This window comes from Micromonospora sp. SD12, assembly GCF_052068495.1.
Taxonomy (GTDB): domain Bacteria; phylum Actinomycetota; class Actinomycetes; order Mycobacteriales; family Micromonosporaceae; genus Micromonospora; species Micromonospora echinofusca.
In genome coordinates, this window is sequence record NZ_JBQHDF010000005.1 from 150,370 (window position 1) to 174,468 (window position 24,099).

Annotated in this window: 22 protein-coding genes; 11 read left to right on the forward strand and 11 right to left on the reverse strand. The window is 71.7% G+C overall.

The genetic code is table 11. The annotated features are described in order from the left end of the window. Positions 1-109: 109 nt before the first annotated feature. From ACTMS2_RS12965 to ACTMS2_RS12980, 4 genes are all read left to right on the forward strand, one after another. Positions 110-1,036: an ABC transporter permease gene (locus tag ACTMS2_RS12965; protein WP_441175577.1), complete on the forward strand. Its 927-nt coding sequence runs from the start codon at positions 110-112 to the stop codon at positions 1,034-1,036. 72 nt (positions 1,037-1,108) lie between these two features. After that, positions 1,109-2,086 carry an ABC transporter permease gene (locus ACTMS2_RS12970; RefSeq protein ID WP_357660506.1) on the forward strand — a complete coding sequence of 326 codons (978 nt, stop codon included), beginning with the start codon at positions 1,109-1,111 and terminating at the stop codon, positions 2,084-2,086. A gap of 26 nt (positions 2,087-2,112) precedes the next feature. Further along, positions 2,113-3,135 (forward strand): ABC transporter ATP-binding protein, encoded by a 1,023-nt coding sequence (locus ACTMS2_RS12975; protein ID WP_357660633.1) that lies wholly within the window; start codon positions 2,113-2,115, stop codon positions 3,133-3,135. After that, positions 3,128-4,141: an ABC transporter ATP-binding protein gene (locus ACTMS2_RS12980; protein WP_441175578.1), complete on the forward strand. Its 1,014-nt coding sequence runs from the start codon at positions 3,128-3,130 to the stop codon at positions 4,139-4,141. The genes ACTMS2_RS12975 and ACTMS2_RS12980 overlap by 8 nt, the downstream gene beginning before the upstream one ends. Positions 4,142-4,263: 122 nt before the next feature. Here the strand turns inward: ACTMS2_RS12980 and ACTMS2_RS12985 are convergent, their stop codons facing one another. Both ACTMS2_RS12985 and ACTMS2_RS12990 read right to left on the reverse strand, forming a co-directional pair. Then, complete coding sequence (locus ACTMS2_RS12985) at positions 4,264-4,656, reverse strand: chorismate mutase (protein WP_363620182.1); 393 nt, start codon at positions 4,654-4,656, stop codon at positions 4,264-4,266. Positions 4,657-4,925: 269 nt separating this feature from the next. Beyond that, complete coding sequence (locus ACTMS2_RS12990; protein WP_441175579.1) at positions 4,926-6,776, reverse strand: bifunctional metallophosphatase/5'-nucleotidase; 1,851 nt, start codon at positions 6,774-6,776, stop codon at positions 4,926-4,928. A gap of 266 nt (positions 6,777-7,042) precedes the next feature. On the opposite strand from ACTMS2_RS12990, the gene pcrA reads away from it, so the two are divergent. Next, positions 7,043-9,448, forward strand: a complete 2,406-nt coding sequence (gene pcrA / locus ACTMS2_RS12995) for a DNA helicase PcrA (protein ID WP_441175580.1) — start codon at positions 7,043-7,045, stop codon at positions 9,446-9,448. A 59-nt stretch (positions 9,449-9,507) separates the two neighbouring features. On the opposite strand, the gene ACTMS2_RS13000 is transcribed toward pcrA, so the two are convergent. After that, positions 9,508-10,266, reverse strand: coding sequence for a M23 family metallopeptidase (locus ACTMS2_RS13000; protein ID WP_441175581.1), 759 nt, complete (start codon positions 10,264-10,266; stop codon positions 9,508-9,510). 272 nt (positions 10,267-10,538) lie between these two features. Beyond that, positions 10,539-11,255, reverse strand: coding sequence for a M23 family metallopeptidase (locus ACTMS2_RS13005; RefSeq protein WP_441175582.1), 717 nt, complete (start codon positions 11,253-11,255; stop codon positions 10,539-10,541). A gap of 431 nt (positions 11,256-11,686) precedes the next feature. Here ACTMS2_RS13005 and ACTMS2_RS13010 point away from each other — a divergent pair, with 431 nt between their 5' ends. The 3 genes from ACTMS2_RS13010 to sucD all read left to right on the forward strand — a co-directional run bounded on the left by ACTMS2_RS13010 (position 11,687) and on the right by sucD (position 14,635). Beyond that, positions 11,687-12,091, forward strand: coding sequence for a cobalamin B12-binding domain-containing protein (locus ACTMS2_RS13010; protein WP_101412721.1), 405 nt, complete (start codon positions 11,687-11,689; stop codon positions 12,089-12,091). A gap of 475 nt (positions 12,092-12,566) precedes the next feature. Further along, positions 12,567-13,745: an ADP-forming succinate--CoA ligase subunit beta gene (gene sucC / locus ACTMS2_RS13015; RefSeq protein WP_441175583.1), complete on the forward strand. Its 1,179-nt coding sequence runs from the start codon at positions 12,567-12,569 to the stop codon at positions 13,743-13,745. Between the two features lie 2 nt (positions 13,746-13,747). Continuing rightward, positions 13,748-14,635 (forward strand): succinate--CoA ligase subunit alpha, encoded by an 888-nt coding sequence (sucD, locus tag ACTMS2_RS13020; protein ID WP_088998458.1) that lies wholly within the window; start codon positions 13,748-13,750, stop codon positions 14,633-14,635. Between the two features lie 70 nt (positions 14,636-14,705). Here sucD and ACTMS2_RS13025 read toward each other — a convergent pair whose 3' ends face one another. Further along, entirely contained in the window at positions 14,706-14,972 is a 267-nt protein-coding gene (locus ACTMS2_RS13025; protein WP_088998459.1) for a hypothetical protein, read from the reverse strand. 158 nt (positions 14,973-15,130) lie between these two features. Between ACTMS2_RS13025 and ACTMS2_RS13030 the strand changes: the two genes are divergently transcribed. After that, positions 15,131-16,405 carry a cell division protein PerM gene (locus ACTMS2_RS13030; protein ID WP_441175584.1) on the forward strand — a complete coding sequence of 425 codons (1,275 nt, stop codon included), beginning with the start codon at positions 15,131-15,133 and terminating at the stop codon, positions 16,403-16,405. Positions 16,406-16,517: 112 nt separating this feature from the next. Here ACTMS2_RS13030 and ACTMS2_RS13035 read toward each other — a convergent pair whose 3' ends face one another. Both ACTMS2_RS13035 and ACTMS2_RS13040 read right to left on the reverse strand, forming a co-directional pair. Next, a complete protein-coding gene (locus tag ACTMS2_RS13035) occupies positions 16,518-17,153 on the reverse strand; it encodes a DUF4190 domain-containing protein (RefSeq protein WP_441175585.1) in 636 nt (211 codons plus the stop codon). Between the two features lie 20 nt (positions 17,154-17,173). After that, positions 17,174-17,473: a CD225/dispanin family protein gene (locus tag ACTMS2_RS13040; protein ID WP_441175586.1), complete on the reverse strand. Its 300-nt coding sequence runs from the start codon at positions 17,471-17,473 to the stop codon at positions 17,174-17,176. A gap of 181 nt (positions 17,474-17,654) precedes the next feature. Here ACTMS2_RS13040 and purN point away from each other — a divergent pair, with 181 nt between their 5' ends. Further along, positions 17,655-18,275, forward strand: a complete 621-nt coding sequence (gene purN, locus ACTMS2_RS13045) for a phosphoribosylglycinamide formyltransferase (RefSeq protein ID WP_357714131.1) — start codon at positions 17,655-17,657, stop codon at positions 18,273-18,275. Further along, on the forward strand, positions 18,272-19,843 hold the full coding sequence (gene purH / locus ACTMS2_RS13050) for a bifunctional phosphoribosylaminoimidazolecarboxamide formyltransferase/IMP cyclohydrolase (protein ID WP_441175587.1): 1,572 nt from the start codon (positions 18,272-18,274) through the stop codon (positions 19,841-19,843). Before purN ends, purH begins: the two co-directional genes overlap by 4 nt. Positions 19,844-19,952: 109 nt before the next feature. On the opposite strand, the gene ACTMS2_RS13055 is transcribed toward purH, so the two are convergent. The 4 genes from ACTMS2_RS13055 to ACTMS2_RS13070 form a co-directional block, all read right to left on the reverse strand. Beyond that, positions 19,953-20,981, reverse strand: a complete 1,029-nt coding sequence (locus tag ACTMS2_RS13055; protein WP_441175588.1) for an ABC transporter ATP-binding protein — start codon at positions 20,979-20,981, stop codon at positions 19,953-19,955. Further along, a complete protein-coding gene (locus ACTMS2_RS13060) occupies positions 20,965-22,002 on the reverse strand; it encodes an ABC transporter ATP-binding protein (protein ID WP_441175589.1) in 1,038 nt (345 codons plus the stop codon). Before ACTMS2_RS13060 ends, ACTMS2_RS13055 begins: the two co-directional genes overlap by 17 nt. A 96-nt stretch (positions 22,003-22,098) precedes the next feature. Continuing rightward, positions 22,099-23,055: an ABC transporter permease gene (locus tag ACTMS2_RS13065; RefSeq protein WP_441175590.1), complete on the reverse strand. Its 957-nt coding sequence runs from the start codon at positions 23,053-23,055 to the stop codon at positions 22,099-22,101. 96 nt (positions 23,056-23,151) lie between these two features. Continuing rightward, positions 23,152-24,090 (reverse strand): ABC transporter permease, encoded by a 939-nt coding sequence (locus ACTMS2_RS13070; protein WP_088998468.1) that lies wholly within the window; start codon positions 24,088-24,090, stop codon positions 23,152-23,154. Positions 24,091-24,099 lie beyond the last annotated feature (9 nt).

The following is a 24,099-nucleotide window of genomic DNA, read 5'->3' on the forward strand; positions in this document are numbered from 1 at the left end:
GAGCCCGACCCGGGCCGTTCCGTGAGGAGGTGTCACCACACTTCCTCGCCACGTCTGTCATCCCCGTGTCGGCCGTCCGACGCGCGCCCCCTGTCTGGAGGACCACCCCATGGGCCGTTATCTGTTGAGACGGCTGCTCCAACTCGTCCCGGTCTTCATCGGGACGACGTTCCTGATCTACTGGCTCGTGTGGTCGGTGCCCGGCGACCCGTTCGCCGGCAAGTGCGGCGAGCGACGCTGCCCCGACAGCTTCGTCAACCAGATGACCGAGAAGTTCAAGCTCGACGAGCCGCTGGTCGTGCAGTACGGCAACTACATGAAGAACCTGTTCCAAGGTGACTTCGGGCAGACGTTCAACAACCGGGACATCGGCGACATCATTGCCACGGCGTACCCGAACACCCTGAAGCTGGCGCTGGTCGCGCTGGCCATCGAGGCGGTCATCGGCCTCACCGCCGGTGTGCTGACGGGTCTGCGTCGCAACGGCTTCCTGGACAACCTGGTCCTGGTCTCCAGCCTCTTCCTGATCGCGCTGCCGATCTTCGTCATCGGCTTCGTGGCCCAGTGGCTGCTCGGCGTGCAGTGGGGCATCGTCAAGCCGACGGTCTCCAGCGAGATGCGGCTCTCCGAGCTGATCGTGCCCGGCTTCGTGCTGGGCAGCGCCTCGATGGCGTACATCGCCCGGTTGGCCCGCACGAGCATCGCGGAGAACCGCCGCGCCGACTACGTGCGCACCGCGATCGCCAAGGGCCTGCCGATGCGCCGGGTGGTCGGAATCCACCTGCTGCGCAACTCGCTCATCCCGGTGGTGACGCTGCTCGGCACCGACCTCGGCGCCCTGATGGGCGGCGCGATCGTCACCGAGGGCATCTTCCAGATCAACGGGATCGGCCGCCAGGTCTACCGCGCGATCGTCACCAAGGAGAGCGCTACCGTTGTCTCCATCGTGGTGGTCCTGGTGCTCGTCTACCTGGTGATGAACCTGCTGGTCGACCTGCTCTACGCCGCCCTGGACCCGAGGATCCGCTATGAGTGAGCGCAGCGAACGAATCATGATTGCAGCGTCCGCGGGCACGAGCGCCCGCGCCGAGCGGAGTGAGGTGCGGGCATGAGCGACCCGAGTTCCGCCTCGATCGTCAGCACGCCGCCCGCGCAGGCCCCCGACGAGATCGGGGCGCCGACCAACGCCGGCCTGCCGGAGAACGCCCGCAAGGAGAAGCCGCGCGGCCTGCTCGGCGACGCGTGGCGCGACCTGCGGCGCAAGCCGCTGTTCTGGATCTCCGCGACGTTCATCCTCGTCTTCATGCTGATGACCGCGTTCCCCTCGCTGTTCAGCTCCGGCGACCCGGAGAACGGCAACCTGCAGAACAGCCTGGTCGGCCCGTCGTCGGAGGCGTGGTTCGGCTACGACTTCCAGGGCCGCGACGTCTTCGCCCGGGTGATCTACGGCGCCCGCGCGTCCATCGTGGTGTCCCTGCTCTCCGTGCTCGGCGTGCTGCTCTTCGGTGGCGCGATGGGCATCGTCGCGGGCTACCGGGGCGGCTGGGTGGACGCGCTGCTCTCCCGCATCGCCGACGTCTTCTTCGGTCTGCCGTTCGTGCTGGGCGCCATCGTCATCCTGACCACCTTCAACGGGTCGGGCACGAGCAACAGCAAGGCCGAGATCATGGCCCTGGTGAGCATCTCGCTGATCGTGCTGGGCTGGCCGGTCGTGATGCGGCTGATGCGCTCCTCGGTGCTGGCCACCAAGGAGGCGGACTACATCGTCGCCGCCCGCGCGCTGGGCGCCGGCACCGGCCGGATCATCCTCAAGCACCTGCTGCCGAACTGCCTCGCGCCGCTGCTGGTCTACGGGACGATCCTGGTCGGCTCGTACATCGGCGCCGAGGCGACGCTGTCCTTCCTGGGCGTCGGCCTGAAGAGCCCGGTGGTCTCCTGGGGCATCATGATCAACGAGGCGCAGAACCTCCTGCGCGTGGCGCCTTACCTGCTCTTCTTCCCCGCCGCGTTCCTCGTCGCCGCCGTCCTGAGCTTCGTGATGCTCGGTGAGGCGGTCCGCGAGGCCCTCGATCCGAAACTCCGCTAGGGGAGATTCAGTTGTCCGACATTCTGGTGTCCGAGCAGTCCGCGGCCGGTGCGTCCGGCCGCCCCTCGGGCAGGTTGCTCGAGGTCGACGACCTCCGGGTGGAGTTCCGCACCCGGGACGGCATCGCCAAGGTCATCAACGGGGTCACGTACCACGTCGACGCGGGGGAGACCCTCGCCGTGCTCGGCGAATCCGGCTCCGGTAAGAGCGTCACCGCGCAGACCATCATGGGCATCCTCGACACGCCGCCCGGCTACGTCACCGGCGGCCAGGTCCGCTTCCACGGCAAGGACATGCTCGCCATGTCCTTCGAGGAGCGGCGCCGCATCCGCGGCGAGGGCATCGCGATGATCTTCCAGGACGCGCTCTCGGCGCTGAACCCGGTCTTCACCGTCGGGTTCCAGATCGCCGAGCAGTTCCGGGTGCGGCGCGGCATGAGCCGGGCCGACGCGAAGAAGCGCGCGATCGAGATGCTCGACCAGGTCAAGATCCCGAACGCCAAGGGGCGGTTCAGCAGCTACCCCCACCAGTTCTCGGGCGGTATGCGGCAGCGCGCGATGATCGCGATGTCGCTCGCCCTGGACCCGGAGGTGCTGATCGCGGACGAGCCGACCACCGCGCTCGACGTGACGGTGCAGGCGCAGATCATGGACCTGCTCGCCGAGCTCCAGCGTGAGCGGCAGATGGGCCTGATCCTGATCACCCACGACCTCGGCGTGGTCGCCGACGTCGCGGACCGGATCGCGGTGATGTACGCGGGCCGGATCGTCGAGGAAGCCGACGTCTACGACCTGTACGCCAAGCCGGCGCACCCGTACACGATCGGCCTGATCAACTCGATCCCGCGGCTCGACGAGAAGGGGCAGCAGCTCCGGACGATCAAGGGTCTCCCGCCGAACCTGATGAACATCCCGCCGGGCTGCCCGTTCAACCCGCGCTGCCCCATGGCGCAGCCGGTCTGCCGGGAGAAGGTCCCGCCGCTGCTGCAGGTCGGTTCCGGCCGGGCCAGCGCCTGCCACTTCGCCGAGGAGCTGGTGAACCGTGACTGAGAACATCCTCGAGGTCCGTGACCTGGTCAAGCACTATCCCGTGACCCGGGGCGTGGTGTTCAAGAAGACCATCGGTCACGTCAAGGCGGTCGACGGGGTCTCCTTCGAGCTCAAGGCCGGCGAGACCCTGGGTGTGGTCGGCGAGTCGGGCTGCGGCAAGTCGACGCTGGCCCGGGTCCTGATGAACCTGGAGAAGCCGACGGGTGGCAGCGTCCACTACAAGGGCCAGGACATCTCGAAGCTCTCCGGCCCGGCACTGCGCCGGCTGCGGCGGCAGATCCAGCTGGTGATGCAGGACCCGTACACCTCGCTGAACCCGCGGATGACGGTCGGCGACCTGATCGGCGAGCCGTTCGAGATCCACCCGGAGGTGGCGCCGAAGGCCAGCCGCCGGGACAAGGTCAAGGAACTGCTCGACCTGGTGGGTCTGAACCCGGAGCACATCCACCGGTACCCGCACCAGTTCTCCGGCGGTCAGCGCCAGCGCATCGGCATCGCCCGGGCGCTCGCCCTGCGGCCCGAGATCATCGTCTGCGACGAGCCGGTGTCCGCGCTGGACGTGTCGATCCAGGCCCAGGTGATGAACCTGCTGGAGAAGCTCCAGGGCGAGTTCGGCCTGTCGTACGTGTTCATCGCGCACGACCTGTCGGTGGTCCGGCACCTGTCGGACCGGGTCGCGGTCATGTACCTCGGCAAGATCGCCGAGATCGGCACCGAGGACGAGATCTACGAGCGGCCGACCCACCCGTACACCCAGGCGCTGCTCTCGGCCGTGCCGGTGCCGGACCCGACCGTGCGGGACAACAAGGCGATCATCCGGCTCACCGGTGACGTGCCCTCGCCGGTGAGCCCGCCGTCGGGCTGCCGGTTCCGGACCCGCTGCTGGAAGGCGCAGGACATCTGCGCCGAGCAGGTCCCGCTGCTGGAGGTCCGCCCGGGCTCGGACCACCCGAGCGCCTGCCACTTCGCGGAGAAGCGCGAGATCGTGCAGACGCACGAAGTGTGAGCCCCACGGAACCGCCCGCCGACGTCACCGCGACGACGGCGGGCGGTTCTGTCGTTTCCGGGGACGGGCGACCCGCCCGGGCCCCCACGGGGGCGCGGGGCGGGCCGCTGCCGGCGTACGCCTCACAGGGGGCCGCGGCCGGCGCGGAGCAGCAGCAACGCGAGCTGCGTGCCGTCGGCGCCGAGGGCGACCCGGAAGCGCTCCAGGATCTCCCGCTCCCGGGAAAGCACCAGCCGGGTGCCGCCGGAGGCCATCCGCGTCACCCCGACCTCCTGGGAGAGCCGGGCCCGCTCCTGCCACAGCTCGATCAACGCCCGGTCGATCTCGTCGATCCGCTCCCGGATCTCGACGATCCGGGCGGCCGCCGCCGGCTCCGGGGTGCCGGTGCCCGCCTCCGGCCTGGCGTCGTCGGCGCCGTTCGGGCCGTCGACCGGGGACCCGGAGGCACCCGGGCCGGGCCGACCCGCCTCGGGTCGCGTCAGGCTGCCGTTGGACTCCACCACGTCTGTCATCATCGGGTACCCCTCGCCGTCAGGTGCCCGGTGCCCGGATCCCGGGACGGAGAAAGCCCCGGGCTTCCAGGAGCCCGGGGCTTTCTCGTAGGTCTTGTCGATCAGGCGCGACCTACGGCTGCCGGACTCCCGGTGCCGTAGTAAAAGTAGAAGCGCTGACCGAACACGTCGTCGAGTATGCCGACCCCGGCCCGGCCGGCGCAAGGATTCGGCGCAACCCGTGCCCGGACGGACGGTCCCGGCGCCGTCGTGACGCCGGGACCGCCCGCGCCTCAGCCGAGGCGGGTGATCCGGTCGGCCGGCCCGGGGGCGACCGGGGCGCCGGCGCCCAGGTAGGCGATCAGGGCGTCGACGTCGAACCCTGGGGCGGTGGTCCGCGCCGTGCCGGCCTGCAACTCGGTGAACCCGTCCCCGCCGTTGGCCAGGAAGTCGTTCGTGGTGACCCGGTAGCTGGCGGCGGGGTCGACCGGCGCGCCGTCGAACGCCAGGGCGCTGACCCGCGAGCCCGCCGGGGCGGTGCTGTCGTACGAGTAGGTCAGCCCGGCCGAGACCTGGAGGATGCGCTGGGTGGTCTGCCCCTTGAAGCCCACGAACTGCTGCTCCAGCACGTTGCGCAGTTGCGCGCCGGTGAGGGTCTGGGTGACCACCAGGTTGTTGAACGGCTGGACGGTGAACGCCTCGCCGTAGGTGACCTCACCCGGCGCCTCGCCCCCGGCCGAGGCCGCGTACGGCAGGGACGCCCGGATGCCGCCCGGGTTCATCAGCGCGATCTGCGCCCCGTTCGAGCGGGTGTACGCGAGCTGGGCGTCGGCGATGACGTCACCGAGCGGGCTCTCCCCGCTGGGGCGGGCGTCGCGGACGATGTCGGCCGAGATCCGGCCCACCACGCGGTTGGCGATGGGCGCGACGGCCGCCCGGTACTTGTCGGCCAGGGCCTTGGCGCCCGGGTCCACCAGGTCGGGGTTGCGCACGTACGTGCCCGGGGCGCTCTGCTGCCAGGTGCCGTCCGGGTTGCGGACGCCGTTCTCGACGACCACGTTGCGGGCGGTGATCCCGGTGAAGCGGCCCGTGCGCCGGTCCAGCGAGTAGTCGACGTCGGTGATCAGCTGACCGTTGTTGCCGGCGCTGGTGACCACGCTCGGGGCGCCCGAGGAGTTCGGCAGCGAGCATGAGTAGAAGCGGTGGGTGTGGCCGGAGACGACCAGCCCGAACTCCGGCCGCAGGCCGCGGACGATGTCCACGATCGGGCCGGAGAAGTTGGCGCAGTCCGAGACGCCCGGGGTGGCCGGCGGCGGCGACTGGGCGCCGCCCTCGTGCACCAGCAGCACCATCGCCTTGACGCCGAAGAGCTTGAGCAGGCCGCCCCACTTGTTGGCGGTCGCCACCTCGTCGGTGAAGCGTACGGAGGCGATGCCGGCCGGGTTGACGATGCCCGGGGTGCCCTCCAGGGTCACGCCGACGAAGCCGACCGGCACGCCACCGACGAACCGCACGTCCACCGGGGGCAGGATCGGCAGGCCGGTCTTCCTGCTCACGGTGTTGGCGGCCAGGTACGTGAACTTCGCGCCGGCGAAACCGTCGCCGTCCTGGCAGCCGTCGACCGGGTGGCAGCCGCCCTTGTTGATCCGGATCAGCTCGTCGACGCCCTCGTCGAACTCGTGGTTGCCGACGCTGCTGACGTCCAGGCCGATCTCGTCCATCAGCTCGATGGTCGGCTCGTCGTGGAAGGCGGCGCTGACGAGCGGGGTGGCGCCGATCAGGTCGCCGGCCCCGACGGTGGTGGTGCTCCGCCCCTCGGCCTTGGCCTCGGCGCGCAGCTTCTTCAGCCAGGTGGCGAGGTACTCCACGCCTCCGGCGGGGGTGCCGTTGACCGCCGCGCCGCTGCCGCCGGGCGGGTCGATGGCGCCGTGGAAGTCGTTGTAGCTCAGGAAGTTGCCCTTGACCTCGCCGCCGCTCGGGGCGGCGTAGGAGACCGAGACGGGGGTGAGGCCGGCCGTCTGGTCGCCGGCGGGACCCGGCGCGGGCCGGGAAGCGGGGGACAGCGTGGCGACGACGGCCAACGCGAGGGTGGGCGCGGCGAGGTGGCGCAGCGCCGCCCGACCGCGCGAACGCGGCTGAGTCATGGTCGTTCTCCCAGTCGTGTACGGGGGAGGAGCCGGATTTTCACCGTCATCGTTCTGCACGGGGGACGGCGGCACCAGACACGACAGGGTGACATCTTCGTCTCGACCGGATGAGTCAGGGCACGATTCCCTCCACCACGCGCCTGCGGCGGGCAGCCGGCGGCGACGCGGACCGGGCGGATCGACCGGCCCGGGGAACGGCTCGGGCGAGCCGGGGTACGCGCGGCGGGGGAACTGTCCGCCCGGCGGCATAGACTCGCCGTGCGATGCATCCTCTCTTCGACATCCCCGCGTCCCCGCCCGCGCCGACGCCTGCCCCGACCTCGCCGCACCGGCCCAGGTCGTCGGCCGTCCACCTCGACCCGCAGGCCCTGGTCGAGGGCCTGAACGGCCCGCAGCGCGACGCCGTCACCCATGCCGGCTCGCCGCTGCTGATCGTGGCCGGTGCGGGCTCGGGCAAGACCCGGGTGCTCACCCACCGGATCGCCTACCTGCTGGCCGCCCGGGACGTGCACCCCGGCGAGATCATCGCGATCACCTTCACCAACAAGGCCGCCGGCGAGATGAAGGAGCGCGTCGCCCACCTGGTGGGTCCCCGCGCCCGCCTGATGTGGGTGTCGACGTTCCATTCGGCGTGCGTACGCATCCTGCGCGCCGAGCACGAGCACGCCGGGCTGAAGTCGACCTTCTCGATCTACGACGCGGACGACTCCCGCCGACTGATGCAGATGGTCGCCAGGGAGCTGGACCTCGACCCGAAGCGCTACCCGGCGCGCGGGCTGGCCGCCCAGGTCTCCAACCTGAAGAACGAGCTGGTCGACCCCGAGGAGTTCGCGGGCCGCGCCAAGGGGCCCAACGAGCGGGCGCTGGCGGAGGCCTACACGCTCTACCAGCGGCGGCTGCGCGAGGCGCACGCGCTGGACTTCGACGACCTGATCATGACGACGGTGCACCTGCTCCAGTCCCACCCGCACGTCGCGGAGAGCTACCGCCGGCGGTTCCGGCACGTCCTGGTCGACGAATACCAGGACACCAACCACGCCCAGTACGTGCTGATCAAGGAGCTGGTCGCCGGCACGGAGGGGATCGAGCCGGCGGAGCTCTGCGTGGTCGGTGACGCCGACCAGTCGATCTACGCGTTCCGGGGCGCCACGATCCGCAACATCCTGGAGTTCGAGCGCGACTTCGGCGACGCCCGGACGATCCTGCTGGAGCAGAACTACCGCTCCACCCAGACCATCCTCAACGCGGCCAACGCGGTGATCGACCGCAACACGTCGCGCAAGCCGAAGCGGCTGTGGAGCGAGGCGGGCGCCGGCGAGCCGATCGTCGGCTACGTGGCCGACACCGAGCACGCCGAGGCCGACTGGGTGGCGCGCGAGATCGACCGGCTGGTCGACGCCGACGAGACCCGCCCCGGTGACGTGGCCGTCTTCTACCGCACCAACGCCCAGTCCCGGGTCTTCGAGGAGGTGTTCATCCGCGTCGGCCTGCCCTACAAGGTGGTCGGCGGGGTGCGCTTCTACGAGCGCAAGGAGGTCCGCGACGCGCTGGCCTACCTGCGCGCGGTGGTCAACGACGACGACACGGTCAGCCTGCGCCGGATCCTCAACACGCCGCGCCGTGGCATCGGCGACCGGGCCGAGGCGTGCGTGGAGGCGCTGTCCAGCCGCGACCGGGTCTCCTTCGGGGCGGCGCTGCGGCGGGCCAAGGACGCCCCGGGCATCTCCACTCGGGCGGCCAACGGCATCGCCGACTTCGTGGCCCTGCTCGACGGCGCCCGCGAGCTGGCCGAGACGGGCACCCCGGAGGAGGTGCTGGAGGCGCTGCTGACCCGCTCGGGCTACCTCACCGAGCTGGAGGAGAGCCTCGACCCGCAGGACGCGGGGCGGGTCGACAACCTCCAGGAGCTGGTCAGCGTCGCCCGGGAGTACACCGAGCGGATCGAGGCCCTCGGCGAGGAGGGGGAGCGGGCCACCCTGGCCGGCTTCCTGGAGCAGGTCGCGCTGGTCGCCGACGCCGACCAGGTGCCGACGGACGACCCCGACCACCAGGGCGTGGTCACGCTGATGACGCTGCACACCGCCAAGGGCCTGGAGTTCCCGGTGGTCTTCCTGACCGGCCTGGAGGACGGCGTCTTCCCGCACCTGCGCTCGCTGGGCGACAGCCGGGAGCTGGAGGAGGAGCGCCGGCTGGCGTACGTCGGCATCACCCGGGCCCGCCAGCGTCTCTACCTCTCCCGGGCGGTCACCCGCTCGGCGTGGGGGCAGCCGGCCTACAACCCGCCGTCGCGCTTCCTGGAGGAGCTGCCGCCGGAGCTGGTGCGCTGGGAGCGCACCGAGGGTTCGTACACCTCGTGGGCCGGCGGGGGCGGCGGCGTGGGTGGCCGCGCGGACCGGGTGCCCGGCGGGCGCGGGGGCTTCAACGGCGGCACTCCCAAGGCCGCGCAGTTGGCGAAGCGGCTGGGGGTCGACGCCAGCCGCCTCACCACGGCGAGCGAGCTGCCGCAGGGGCCGAAGGTCGCCGTGGGCGACCGGGTCAACCACCAGCGCTACGGCCTGGGCCGGGTGCTCGCCGTCGAGGGGCACGGCCCGGGCGCGCGGGCGCAGATCGACTTCGGCGACCAGACGATGTGGCTGGTGCTCCGGCACGCCCCGATCGACAAGCTCTGAGACGCGCCGCGGCCCGGCCCGGCAGCACGCCGGACCGGGCCGTCCCGGTGGCTACGGGGTCAGCAGGCCACGTCGATGCCCCGGGCACGCAGGAACGGCGCGGGATCGATCTGGTTCCACATCTGGCCCTGGTGCACCTCGAAGTGCAGGTGCGGGCCGGTGGAGTCGCCGGTGGACCCCTCCAGGCCGATGGTCTGCCCGGCGTCGACCTTGTCGCCCACGCCCACCTTGGTGGTGCTCAGGTGCGCGTAGTGGGTCAGGTAGCCGTTGCCGTGGTCGACGAAGACGGAGATGCCGTACCCGTCGCCGACGTCGCCGGCCTTGGTGACGGTGCCGCCGAAGGCCGCGCGGACCGGGGTGCCGGCGGGCAGCGCGAAGTCGATGCCGGCGTGCTGCGTGCCCCAGCGTGGGCCGTAGCAGGAGGTGATCGCCGCGCCCTTCATCGGGATCACCCAACTGGGCTTCGGCTTGGTGGTCGCCTTCGGCTTCGGCTTGGCGGTGGTGGCCTTGGGGCGGGGCTTCGCCGAAGGGCTGGCCTTCGTGGGGCTGGGCGTCGGGCTCGCCGAGGGGGTGGCCGGGGCGGTGGTCTCCCGGGCGGCGCGGTCGGCGCGGTCGGCGGCCTGCGCGCGGGCCTGCGGCTCCGCGGCGGCGGCCGGCACGGAGGGCTCGTCGTTCCCGGTGGCCGCGAAGGCGGCTCCGCCGAGACCGAGGCCGGCCAGGGCCGCCGCTGCGATGATCACGCGGGTACGGCTGCCGATCCGCCGCCGGTGCCGGACGGGGGCGTCGGGGGTGTTCTCGTTCCGAATGTCTTCCTGCACGGCGGACCTTCACTGATCGAGGGGGCACTTGACCTCGAAATACTGGTGTCGCCACGCCGCGTGACGGGTAGGGATACGGAGTCGGGGCGGGCCGTGGCGGCCGTCGCCGTCTGTTGCGTGCCCGTTAGGGGTATTCGCGGGCAAAAGTGATCATGCCGGTGAATGGCGCCCGTCACAGTCGTGAGTGTGACGCGGCTTACTTCGGCTAATTGTCGCCAACGAAAAACCGCCCGGATCGACAGATCCGGGCGGTCACCGTGCGATGCGCAGCGTCAGGGCGCGGCTACCTCGCTGTAGTAAGCCTCGACTTGTAGCTGGATGTCCACTCCGCGCTCCTTGAGCCACGGCACCGGGTCGAGCGGCTCACCCTTGACATGCACCTCGAGGTGCAGGTGGGAGCCGTAGGAGTGGCCGGTGTTGCCGACGAGGCCGAGCTGGTCGCCCGCCTTCACCTGCTGCCCCTCCTTCACGCTGAGCGCGGAGGAGTGGCCGTAGATCGCCTCGCTGCCGTCGGCGTGCTGGACGATCACCGTGTAGCCGTAGCCGCCGAACCAGCCGGCCTTGGTGACGGTGCCGCCGTGGATGGCCACGTAGGGCGTGCCCTCGGCGGCGACCAGGTCGACGCCGGTGTGCAGCTTGCCCCAGCGCATGCCGTAGGGGGAGTTGAATTCGTAGCCCTGGAGGGGGAGCAGCCAGACCTCGGACTCGGCGGACTCGTCGGCACCGGCCCGGTCGCTGTCGCGGCTGGCCCGGTTGGCGGAATCGGCGCGGGCCGCGGTGTCCTGGTTGATGGTCGAGGCGGCCTTGAGCTCGTCGAGGACCGACGGGCTGACGCTCTTGGCGTCCGGCAGGGCGCCCGCGCCGATCGCGACGATGCCGGCCCCGACGAACGCGGTGGTGACGACGGCCGCGTAGCGGCTACGCGGGGGGGTGGGTACGCGGCGACGACCGCGATATCGATCGGGCTCAGACGACAGGCGCTGGCGCACGCACACCCTCCGTTGTCGGGGATCCGATGCGGCTTCCTCGACGCCCGTGAAACTCGGGTGAACGTCGCCTGGCCGCGTCGTCACCCGTCCGTGGACCTGATGACAACCGTGGACACGTTAGCCAACCACCAGTCCCGTCACAAGCCGAAGCGCCGAATTGCTACCGCGTTCTGTCCCTTTGCGTCCGTGATTGTCATGGCTCGTACCCCTCGAACGGTGCCCCCCTAACTGCCCGTTCGTCGCGCAGGGTGACCGAACGGCGGAGGTGTCCGGCTTGACGCCGGCCGTCGGCGCGGTCCGCCGCGCCCGCTCCCGCAGAGCTGCGACCGCGCCCGGTTGCCGTGCGGTTCGCCGCCCGGATTTCCCGGGCAGGGCCGGGCGGGTTACCGTTCGTTCAGTGAAGCCGCGGAGCCGGTGAAAGGGATGCGCTGATGAGCTCTCGTGTTCGGGTCGTCGTCGCCAAGCCGGGCCTGGACGGCCACGACCGTGGTGCAAAGGTCGTCGCGCGTGCCCTGCGGGACGCCGGCATGGAGGTCATCTACACCGGCCTGCACCAGACCCCGGAACAGATCGTGGAGACCGCGATCCAGGAGGACGCCGACGCGGTCGGGCTCTCCGTGCTGTCAGGGGCGCACATGACGCTGTTCCGGCGGGTGGTGGAGCTGCTCGGTGAGCGCGACGCCCGCGACATCGTCGTGTTCGGCGGCGGCATCATTCCCGACGCCGACATCCCGGAGTTGCAGCGGATCGGCGTCGCGAAGATCTTCACGCCGGGCGCGACCACCCAGTCGATCGTCGAGTGGGTCCGGCAGAACGTCGCCCAGCCGGTCGCCTGACGGCAGCCGCGGGTCGCCTGACAGCAGTCGCGCAGCCTGCCGTCTGACGGCAGCCGCGGGGCCGGTCGGCCGGAGCCGGACAGGGGGAGGGGCCGGACGCACCCCTCACACGTCCGGCCCCTCTATGCACGATGCCCCGCCGCCACCCCTCGACCGACAGGGCATCGGCCGCTCCCGCCGTCGCGCTGCGATCAGCGCTCCGACACCTGACTCAACGACGTCCCCACGGCGGGGTTACGCACCCCCGGCAACATCGCCCGGACGGCGGAGATCGGGCCGAAGTCGCGAAAAGGCCGCGTGACGCCGCCGAATGTGCATTACCACACAACGCGCACCCGCTCGGTTGCCGGCGGTGTCCACCTCGCTAGGCTGCGCCCAATGGCCTGTTTCAAGTGATGACAGGCGTCAAACTGTTTTCCATAACGCTGGTGGCGGCGCGACGGCGCGCCGCGGAGACGGGACGGGACGCGCAAACGTGGACCTGTACGAGTACCAGGGGCGGGACCTGTTCGAGCGGCACGGCTTGCCCGTGCTCGCCGGCGGCGTCGCCACGACCCCGGAGGAGGCCCGCGCGATCGCCGAACGCCTCGGCGGTCGGGTGGTCGTCAAGGCGCAGGTGAAGGTCGGTGGCCGAGGCAAGGCCGGCGGCGTGAAGCTGGCCGAGGGCGCCGAGGAGACGGTGGCCCGCGCCACCGACATCCTGGGCATGGACATCAAGGGCCACACCGTCCACAAGGTCATGATCACCGTGACCGCGGACGTGGCCGAGGAGTACTACTTCTCCTATCTGCTCGACCGGGCGAACCGCACCTTCCTCTGCATCGCCAGCGTCGCGGGTGGAATGGACATCGAGCAGGTCGCCGCCGAGACCCCGGAGAAGGTCGTCAAGGCTCCGATCGACGCCAACACCGGCGTCGACGAGGCGAAGGCGCGCGAGATCGTCACCGCCGCCAACTTCCCGGCCGAGGTCGCCGACCAGGTCGTCGAGGTCGCCGTGGGGCTGTGGAAGGCCTTCGTCGCCGAGGACGCCACGCTGGTCGAGGTGAACCCGCTGGCCAAGACCGGCGAGGGCAAGCTGCTGCTGCTCGACGCCAAGGTCACCCTCGACGAGAACGCCGCGTTCCGGCACCCGGACCACGAGGCGCTGGTCGACCAGGCCGCCGTGGACCCGCTGGAGCAGGCCGCCAAGGAGAAGGACCTCAACTACGTCAAGCTCGACGGCGAGGTCGGGATCATCGGCAACGGCGCCGGCCTGGTCATGTCGACCCTCGACGTGGTCGCGTACGCCGGTGAGCGGCACGGCGGCGTCAAGCCGGCCAACTTCCTCGACATCGGCGGCGGCGCGAGCGCCGCCGTGATGGCGAACGGGCTGGAGATCGTCCTGTCCGACCCGTCGGTGAGGAGCGTCTTCGTCAACGTCTTCGGCGGCATCACCGCCTGCGACGAGGTCGCCAACGGCATCGTGCAGGCGCTGGCCCTGCTCGAGCAGCGCGGCGAGCAGGTCACCAAGCCGCTGGTCGTCCGCCTCGACGGCAACAACGCCGAGGCCGGCCGGGCGATCCTCGACGGCGCGAACAACCCGCTGGTCCAGCGGGTCGACACGATGGATGGCGCGGCCGAGCGGGCCGCCGAGCTGGCGGCTGCGGGGGTCTGACAATGGCTATCTGGCTGACCAAGGACTCGAAGGTCATCGTCCAGGGGATGACCGGTTCCGAGGGTTCCAAGCACACCCGGCGGATGCTCGCCGCGGGCACCAACGTCGTCGGCGGCGTCAACCCGCGCAAGGCGGGCCAGACGGTCGACTTCGACGGCACCGAGCTGCCGGTCTTCGCCAGCGTCGCGGACGCGATGGCGCAGACCGGTGCCGACGTGACCGTGATCTTCGTACCGCCGCAGTTCACCAAGGGCGCGGTCGTCGAGGCGATCGACGCCGGGATCGACCTGGCCGTGGTGATCACCGAGGGCGTGCCGGTGCACGACACCGCCGCGTTCTGGGCGTACAACGTCGCCAAGGGGGAGCGGACCCGGATCATCGGCCCGAACTGCCCGGGCATCGCCTCGCCGGGCGCCTCCAACGCCGGCATCATCCCGGCCGACATCACCGGCACCGGCCGCATCGGCCTGGTCAGCAAGAGCGGCACGCTGACCTACCAGATGATGTACGAGCTGCGCGACATCGGCTTCTCGACCTGCGTCGGCATCGGCGGTGACCCGATCATCGGCACCACCCACATCGACGCGCTCGCCGCGTTCGAGGCCGACCCCGACACCGACGCGATCGTCATGATCGGTGAGATCGGTGGCGACGCCGAGGAGCGGGCCGCCGAGTTCATCAAGGCGAACGTGACCAAGCCGGTGGTCGGCTACATCGCCGGCTTCACCGCGCCGCCCGGCAAGACCATGGGCCACGCCGGTGCGATCATCTCCGGCTCGGCGGGCACCGCCGACGCCAAGAAGAGCGCGCTGGAGGCCGTCGGCGTCAAGGTCGGCAAGACCCCGACCGAGACCGCCAAGCTCATGCGGGAGATCATGTCCGCGGGCTGAGCCCGACTGACGTACGACCGGAGGGCCGACCGTTCGCGGTCGGCCCTCCGTCGTCGTGGGCCGGTCGGCCTCAGTCGTTGTAGAGCGGGTAGTTGCCGCCGGCCCAGAGGATGCCGCTGCCGACGATGTTCAGTACGCCGAACGCGATCGCCAGGTAGCCGAGCACGGGCGACTGGCCGTAGCGCTTGGCGTCCCGGATCGACAGGTAACCGAAGACGATCCCCAGGATGCCGCAGCACAGCAGGCCGAGGATGATGCCGAGCACGCCCCAGAGCACCGTGCGGTCGCTGCCGGCCGCGGCCGGTGGTGGTGGGGGCGGCGGATACGGAGTGTTCACGACTCTCCTCCGGGCGTCGGTGCCGCGACTCTCGATCGCGTCCCTGCGCCTGACGCTAGACCGGAACGGGGGCCGAAGACGGTGGATCACGGAACTCGTCGCCCCTGGGGGGCGGTATCGGACTGCCACCGCCGGCCCGGCATGCCAGAGTAGACGCGATGTCCTCCGTCACCCCTGATCAGCCCAGCCGTCCCGGCGTCGACGTCGGCCCCGGCGCCCGCCCGGCCGCGCCCGTCGGGCGGGGGCGGCGGGTGCCCGCGCCGCGCGCCGGCGAGCCGCGCCGCAGCCGTGCGCCGCTCGTGGTCGCCGCCGGGGTCGCCGCCGGGTGGGCGGCGCTCACCTCGTGGCTGCCGGTCGCGCTCGTGCTCTGGCTGTTCCAGCTCAGCGAGGGCGCCGCCTCCGTGCCGGGCGCGCTGCGCGCCGGGCTGGCCGGCTGGCTGCTCGGGCACGGCGTCCCGCTGGACACCCCCGCCGGCCCGCTCGGGCTGACCCCGCTGGCGCTGACCGCGCTGGTGCTCTGGCGGCTGACCAGGGCGGGCGTGCACGCCAGCCGGGCCATCGGCGCGCGCGGCGGGCGGTCGCCCCGGCAGGCGCTCCTCGCCGCCGGCGCGGTCGGCGTCGCGTACGCGTTGCTCGGGGTGCTCGGCGCGGTCCTGGCCGGCGCGTCACCGGTGCGCGCCGGGCTGACCCTCGTGGTGCTCGGCACACTCGGGGCCCTCGTCGGCTCGGCCCGGACGACGCACGTGGCCGGCCTGCTCGCCGTGCGCTCCCCGGCGCCGCTGCGCGACGGGATCCGCACCGGGCTGGTGGCCGCGCTGCTGCTCCTCGGCGCGGGGGCCGGTGCGGCGGGGCTCGCCGTTGCCGTCGGGGGCGGCGACGCCGCCGACCTGATCGGGGCCTACCGCACCGGGGTCGCCGGCCAGGCCGGGATCACACTGGTCAGCCTCGCCTACGCGCCCAACGCCGCGATCTGGGCGGTCAGCTACCTGCTCGGTCCGGGCTTCGCCGTCGGCACCGACACCGCGGTACGCACCAGCGAGGTATCCGTGGGGGCGCTGCCGGCCGTACCGCTGCTGGCCGGGCTGCCGCGCGGGCCGGTCGACGGGCTCGGGGCCGGGCTGCTCGCGGTGCCGGTCCTCGCCGGGATGGCCGCGGGTTGGCTGCTCGCCCGCCGGCTGCTCCGGCTCGCCGCCGACGACCGGGCACCGCTGCGCTGGGGGCCGCTGCTCGGGCCGGCGGTGATCGCCGGCCCGGTGGCCGGTCTGCTGCTGGGCGCCGCCGCGGCCGGCTCCGCCGGATCGCTCGGCGGTGGCCGGCTGGCCGAGGTGGGGCCCGTCGCCTGGCAGGTGGCGGCGGTGGCCACCGCGGTCGTCGCCGTCGGGGCACTCCTCGGTGCCGCCGCGACCAGGGTGCTGTCCCGCTCGTCCCGCTGAGGGCCGGCAGACGCCGAGAGCCGGCAGACGCGGAGGGCCCGGCAGGCGCGGCGAGCCGGCAGACGCCGAAGGGGCGCCCCGGACGAGCCGGGACGCCCCTGTCGCATGCCGGTCAGGGCTGGTTGGGCAGCGTCAGACTGAAGCCCAGGAAGACGATCTGGAGCAGGCCGAGCACGACGCCGACGGCGCCGCAGATCATGCCGGCGAGGGCCTGACCGTTGTTGTCGGCCAGCCCCTGGGCGGCCTTCTGCTTGCCCAGCCACCCGGTCACCAGCGCACCGAGACCCAGCGGGATGCCGAGGTAGCAGCAGACCAGCGGGATCGAGGCGATGCCGAGGATCATGGACACCAGGCCGAGGGTGTTCTGCTGCTGCCCCGGCCCCTTCGCGGCGAACCCCGCGTTGGGATACATGGGCGGCGGGTACGCCTGCTGGCCGTAGGGGTCCTGGTACGGCTGCTGCCCGTACGGCTGACCGGACGCCGGCTGGCCGTAGGGCTGGCCGGAGATCGGCTGCCCGTAGGGCTGACCCGACGTGGGCGGCTGCCCGTAGGGGTCCTGCTGGCCGTACGGGTTCTGCTGGCCGTACGGATCCTGCGGCGCGGCGTACGGGTCGTTCGGCTGCCCGGAGGTGGGCTGCTGACCGTACGGCGCCGCCGGCGGCGGGGCGTACGGGTCGTGGTGCGGCGCGGTCGGATCCTGGTGCGGCTGCTGGCCGTACGGATCCTGTCCGGGGTAACCGGGCTGCATGCGACTCCTCGTCCGATCTGTCAGTAGCTGCTGGTGGAGGTGCTGCCGCCCACCACGCCGGCGAGCCCACCGAGCAGGCAGCACACCAGCACGATCACGTACCAGCTGATGCCGACGATGAGCGCCCACTTGGACCACTTCTTCGACTCGGCGGCGGCGGCCTGGGCCCCGGCGTAGTCGCCCTGCTGGAGCAGCGGGTTCACCTTGGAGGCGTTGATGATCGCCGGGATGGCCAGCGGCCAGAAGAGGAAGATGGCGACGATCGACATCGTCATGTTGTTGTTGATCTGCGGCTGCTGCGGCTGGTATCCGGGCTGCATCTCGGCGTACTCCTCATTCCACTCGACACCCTGCGGGGCGTCGGATCACTGACGGGTGCGGGCCGGACGCGCGCCGGGCCCGAGCGACCGGCAGCGTACCTGGTCCGGGCCATTCGCGTCGTCGGTGAATGTCGCAATGCCCAGCGGATGGACCCGGCGGCAGGCCCGATAGGGTGGCCCGGTGACCGAGCCCGCGTCCGTCGCCCGCATCGTCGTCCTCGTCTCCGGCTCCGGGAGCAACCTCCAGGCACTGCTCGACGCCGGCGCCGATCCGGCGTACGGGGCCCGGGTGGTGGCCGTCGGCGCCGACCGGGACGGCATCGCGGGCCTGGACCGGGCCGCTGCGGCCGGGGTGCCGACCTTCGTCGAGCGGGTCGCCGACCACCCCACCCGAGAGGACTGGGACGCGGCGCTGACCGCCCGCGTCGCCGAACACCGGCCCGACCTGGTCGTCTCCGCCGGCTTCCTCAAGCTGGTCGGCCCGCGCTTCCTGGCCGCCTTCGGCGACCGCTACCTCAACACGCACAACACGCTGCTGCCGGCGTTCCCCGGCATCCACGGCCCGCGCGACGCCCTCGCCTACGGCGTGAAGGTCACCGGGGCCACCCTCTTCTTCGTCGACGCCGGCATGGACACCGGCCCGATCGTCGCGCAGGTCGCGGTGCCGGTGCACGACGACGACGACGTCGAGACGCTCACCGAGCGCATCAAGGAAGCCGAGCGGCGCCAGCTCGTCGAGCAGGTGGGCCGCCTGGTCCGCGAAGGTTGGACGATCACCGGAAGAAAGGTCACGGTTCCGTGAGTTCCACTCAGGACGAACGCCGCCCGATCAGGCGGGCGCTGGTCAGCGTCTACGACAAGACCGGCCTGGTCGAGCTGGCCCGGGCGCTGCACGCGGCCGGGGTGGAGATCGTCTCGACCGGCAGCACGGCCTCGGCGATCGCGGGCGCGGACGTGCCGGTGACCCCGGTGGAGACGGTGACCGGCTTCCCGGAGATCCTCGACGGGCGGGTCAAGACGCTGCACCCGAAGGTGCACGGCGGGCTCCTCGCCGACCTGCGCAAGGACACCCACGTCGCCCAGCTCGACGAGCACGGCATCGCCGGTATCGACCTGCTGGTGTCCAACCTCTACCCGTTCCAGGCCACGGTCGCCTCCGGCGCGGGCGTCGAGGAGTGCGTCGAGCAGATCGACATCGGTGGGCCGGCCATGGTCCGGGCCGCCGCCAAGAACCACGCCTCGGTCGCCGTGGTCACCGACCCGGCCGCGTACCCGGCGCTGCTCGCCGCGCTCGACGGGGGCGGCTTCACGCTGGCCCAGCGGCGGGTGCTGGCCGCCCGCGCCTTCGCCGTCATCGCCGAGTACGACGTCGCGGTGGCCGAGTGGTGCGCCACCACGCTGGCGCCCGAGGAGAACGGCTGGCCGGACTTCGCCGGGCTGTCGCTGCGCCGGCAGGCGGTGCTGCGCTACGGCGAGAACCCGCACCAGCCGGCCGCGCTCTACGTCGACCCGGCCAGCCCGGCCGGGCTCGCCCAGGCCGAGCAGCTGCACGGCAAGGAGATGTCCTACAACAACTACGTCGACGCCGACGCGGCGTGGCGGGCGGCCAACGACTTCGCCGACCAGCCGGCCGTGGCGATCATCAAGCACGCCAACCCGTGCGGCATCGCCGTCGGCGCCGACGTGGCCGAGGCGCACCGCAAGGCGCACGCCTGCGACCCGGTGTCCGCGTACGGCGGGGTGATCGCGGTCAACCGGCCGGTCTCGGTCGAGCTGGCCCGGCAGGTCTCGGAGATCTTCACCGAGGTGCTGGTGGCGCCGGGCTTCGACGAGGGTGCGGTGGAGGTCCTCCAGGCGAAGAAGAACATCCGGCTGCTGCACGCGCCGGCCTTCGACCCGCTGCCGGCGGAGTGGCGGCAGGTCACCGGCGGCGTACTGGTGCAGGTGGCCGACCGGATCGACGCCGAGGGCGACGACCCGGCCAACTGGCGACTGGCCACGGGTGAGGCCGCCGACGAGGCGACCCTGCGCGACCTGGCCTTCGCCTGGCGGGCCGTGCGCGCGGTGAAGAGCAACGCGATCCTGCTCGCCAAGGACGGCGCGACCGTCGGCGTCGGCATGGGCCAGGTCAACCGGGTCGACTCGGCGCAGCTCGCGGTCAGCCGCGCCGGCGCGGACCGGGCCCGTGGGGCCGTCTGCGCCTCGGACGCGTTCTTCCCGTTCGCCGACGGCCCGAAGATCCTCATCGACGCCGGCGTACGCGCGATCGTGCAGCCGGGCGGCTCGATCCGCGACGAGGAGGTGATCGCCGCCGCCAAGGAGGCCGGCGTCACCATGTACCTCACCTCCACCCGCCACTTCTTCCACTGAGCCGACCTCCCTCCTTTGTGGATCATGCAGTTGTGGTGCCCCGCGAAAGGGGTGAAGGCGGAATCCGCCCATCACGACTGCATGATCCGGGGGGACAGGGCGGGGTGGGTCAGGGTGCGGGGCGGAGTTCGGCGAAGTGGCAGGCCGAGGGGTGCGGGTCCGCCGCGCGGGGGACAGCGTGGGGCTCCTGGGTCGCGCAGACCTCCTGGGCCTTCCAGCAGCGGGTGCGGAAGTGGCAGCCGCTGGGCGGGTCGGCCGGGCTCGGCACGTCGCCCGTAAGCCTGATCATGGTGCGCTGGTCGCGGGCCTCCGGGTCGGGCACCGGCACGGCCGAGAGCAGCGCCTGCGTGTACGGGTGGGTGGCCCGCTCGTAGATCTCGTCCTCGGTGCCGATCTCCACGATCTTGCCGAGGTACATGACCGCGACCCGGTCCGAGATGTGCCGGACCACCGACAGGTCGTGCGCGATGAAGATGTACGACAGACCGAACTCGTCCTGGAGCTTCTCCAGCAGGTTGATCACCTGCGCCTGGATCGACACGTCCAGGGCGGACACCGGCTCGTCGCAGACGATGATCTCGGGCCGCAGGGCGAGCGCCCGGGCGATGCCGATGCGCTGGCGCTGACCGCCGGAGAACTGGTGCGGGTACCGGTTGATGTGCTCCGGGTTCAGGCCGACCAGGTCGAGCAGCTCCCGCACCCGGGTCTGTCGGCTGCCCTTCGGCGCGGCGTCCGGGTGGATCTCGAACGGCTCGCCGATGATGTCGCCGACCGTCATCCGTGGGTTCAGCGAGGTGTACGGGTCCTGCATGACCATCTGCATGTTGCGCCGCAGCCGGCGCAGCTCGGCACCGGAGGCGGAGAACAGGTCCCTGCCCTCCAGGGTGGCCCGCCCGGCGGTCGGCGTCTCCAGCCGCATCAGCAGCCGGGCCAACGTGGACTTGCCGCAGCCCGACTCGCCGACCACCCCGAGGGTCTCGCCCCGGCGCAGCTCGAAGCTGACCCCGTCGACGGCCTTCACGGCGCCGACCTGCCTCTGGAACAGCACGCCCTGCCGGATCGGGAAGTGCTTGACCAGGTCGTCGACGGCGAGGATGGTCTCGCCACGCACCTTGGTCGGGCTAGCGGGCGCTGTCATCACGGACCTCCTGGGCGAAGTGGCACGCGCTGGTCCGGCCGTCGCCCAGCACCAGGTCGTGCGGCACCACGTCGACGCAGACCTGCTGGGCGTACGGGCACCGGGGGTGGAACGGGCAACCGGACGGGATCCGCATGAGGTTGGGCGGCAGCCCCCTGATCGTGGAGAGCTCCTGACCCCGCACGTCGAGGCGCGGGATCGACTCCAGCAACCCCTTCGTGTACGGGTGGGCCGGCGCCCGGTACAGCGAGTGGACGTCGGCGTGCTCGACGATCCGGCCGGCGTACATGACGGCGATCCGGTCCGCGACGCCGGCGACCACGCCGAGGTCGTGCGTGATCAGGATCATCGCCATGTCGAGGTCGCGGCGCAGGTCGGCCAGCAGGTCCATGATCTGGGCCTGCACGGTGACGTCCAGGGCCGTGGTCGGCTCGTCGGCGATGAGCACCTTCGGGTTCATGGCCAGCGCCATCGCGATCATGACGCGCTGCCGCATGCCGCCGGAGAACTGGTGCGGGTAGTCGCCGAGCCGGCTGGCGGCGCCGGGGATCCGTACCAGGTCCATCAGCTCCACGACCCGCGCGTGGGCGGCGGCCTTCGACATCCCCTCGCGCTGGCGCAGCGTCTCGCCGATCTGCCAGCCCACTCCGAAGACCGGGTTCAGCGCGGAGAGGGCGTCCTGGAAGATCATGGCGATTTCCTTGCCGCGCACCTGCCGGCGCTGCTCCTCCGGCAGTTTCAGCAGGTCCCGGCCCCGGTAGCGGATCTCGCCGGAGCGGATCACGGCCGGGGGAGTGTCGAGGATGCCCATGATCGCCTGGGCGGTGACCGACTTGCCCGAGCCCGACTCGCCGAGCACGGCGAGCGTCTCGCCGGGGTCCAGGTGGTACGACACCCCGTTGATCACCTTGGCCACACCCTCGCCGGTGCGGAACTCGACGTGCAGGTCCCGTACGTCCAGCAGGTGGCCGCCCTCGGGCGTGGGGGAGGCCGGCGTGGGCCGGACGGCGGACTGGCTCACGGTTCACGCCTTTCGCCCGCGCCTGCGGGGCTCGCTGCGCTCACTCCTCGCGCTCGCATGGTCTCTGCCTCTCGCTCGTGACGGTGGTGGGCGGGGTCAGCGCAGCTTCGGGTCGAAGGCGTCGCGGATCGCGTCGCCGAGCATGATGAACGCCAGCACGGTCAGCGCCAGGAAGACCGAGGGAACCAGCAGCGGGGTGGCCGACTCGCGCATGTGGACCCGGCCGGCGTCGATGTCGATGCCCCAGGAGATGGTCGGCGCCTTCAGGCCGATGCCCAGGAAGCTGAGCGTGGCCTCGGCGGCGATGAAGGAGCCTAGGGCGATGGTCAGCACCACGATCGCCGGGGCGAGCGCGTTCGGCAGGATGTGCCGCAGCATGATCCGGCCGTTGCCGGCACCGAGCATCCGGGCCGCCGCGACGTAGTCCTGCTCCTTGGCCGTGATCACCGAGGAACGGACGACTCGGGCGGCCGTGGTCCAGCCGAGGACCGCCAGCACGAAGATCACCGCACCGATCCGGACCGCCGAGCTGTCGCTGTTGACCCGCTTGAGCAGGACGATCGCGGCGAGCAGGAGCGGGATGCCGAGGACGATGTCGATCACCCGGGAGAGCACCGCGTCGACCCAGCGGCCGAAGTAGCCGGCCAGCATCCCCACGGCGAGCGCGATCAGGCCGGTGAGCAGCGCGGAGAGCGCGCCGACCAGCAGCGACGCGCGGGCGCCGTACACCGCCCGGGAGTACGTGTCGCAGCCCTGGAAGTCGTACCCGAAGATGGCCCCGCCGGACGGACCGGCGTGCTGGCGGGCCAGCACGCAGTCGCGCGGGTCGTTCGCGGTGAACAGGCCGGGCACGGCGGCCATGGCGGCGACCAGCACCACCAGGGCGAGGCTGACCCAGAAGATCGGTTTGCGGCGCAGGTCGCGCCAGGCGTCGCCGGCCAGGCTGCGGGGCTTCTGCGGTACGCCCACCTGGTTCGGCGCGCCGGGCTCACCCGACGGCCCCCGCCGCGCGGCCTGGTTCTCGCTCGCGGCGACAGTCTCGAAGTCACTCATGCCCGATTCCTTCGGTGCACTCGCTCGGCGCTCCCCGTCGCTGCGCTCCGGGGCGCGGAGGTGCGAAACACTGCGCTGCCGATTCGTTCGCTGCGCTCACTCATAGCGGATCCTCGGGTCGAGTACGGCGTACAGGACGTCCACCACCAGGTTGGAGACGAGGTAGACCACGACGAGCACGCTGACGATGCCGACCACCAGCGGGCCGTCCTCGGTGCGGATGCCGCGGAAGAGGTTGAAGCCGACCCCGGGGATGTTGAACACGCCCTCGGTGATGATCGCGCCGCTCATCAGGTTGCCCAGCTCGACGCCGAGGAAGGTGACCACCGGGATGAGCGAGTTGCGCAGCACGTGGACGCTGACGATCCGCCGCTTCACGAGCCCCTTCGACCGGGCGGTGCGGACGTAGTCGGCGCGCAGGTTCTCGGCCACCGACGTCCGGGTCAGCCGCAGCGCGGTGGCCAGCGAGAGCGAGCCGAGCACGATGCCCGGCAGCAGCAGCGCGTACAGGTCCGGGTCGGCGCCGGCGGTGGGCGGGAAGAGCTGCCACTTGACGCCGAGGAGGTACTGCGCCAGCGGGGCGAGCACGATCGTGGGGATGCCGAGCACCAGCAGGGTCAGCAGCAGGGTCGAGTTGTCGAAGATGCTGGCCCGCCGGATGCCGGCGAGGACGCCCGCGGTGACCCCGAAGAGGATGGTGACCGCCATGGCGATCAGCGCCAGCTTGACCGTGACCGGCCATGCGGCGGCCAGGATGTCGCCGATCGAGCGTCCGGTGAGGGACTGCCCGAGGTCACCCTGGAGCAGGTTCTTGAGGTAGTCGAAGTACCGGTAGAAGAAGCCCCCGACCCCGGTGCGGTCGAGGTGGAACTTCTCCGTCAGGTATGCCCGCTGGGCCGCCGTGACCGGGCGCTCGCCGGCGAGCGCCTGGATGGGATCGCCCTGGCCGGCGAACATCAGCGCGTAGACGATCAGCGTGGTCCCGAAGAACGCGAGGACCATCTGGAGCAGACGCCGCAGGATGAAGCGGAACATACTTGGCAG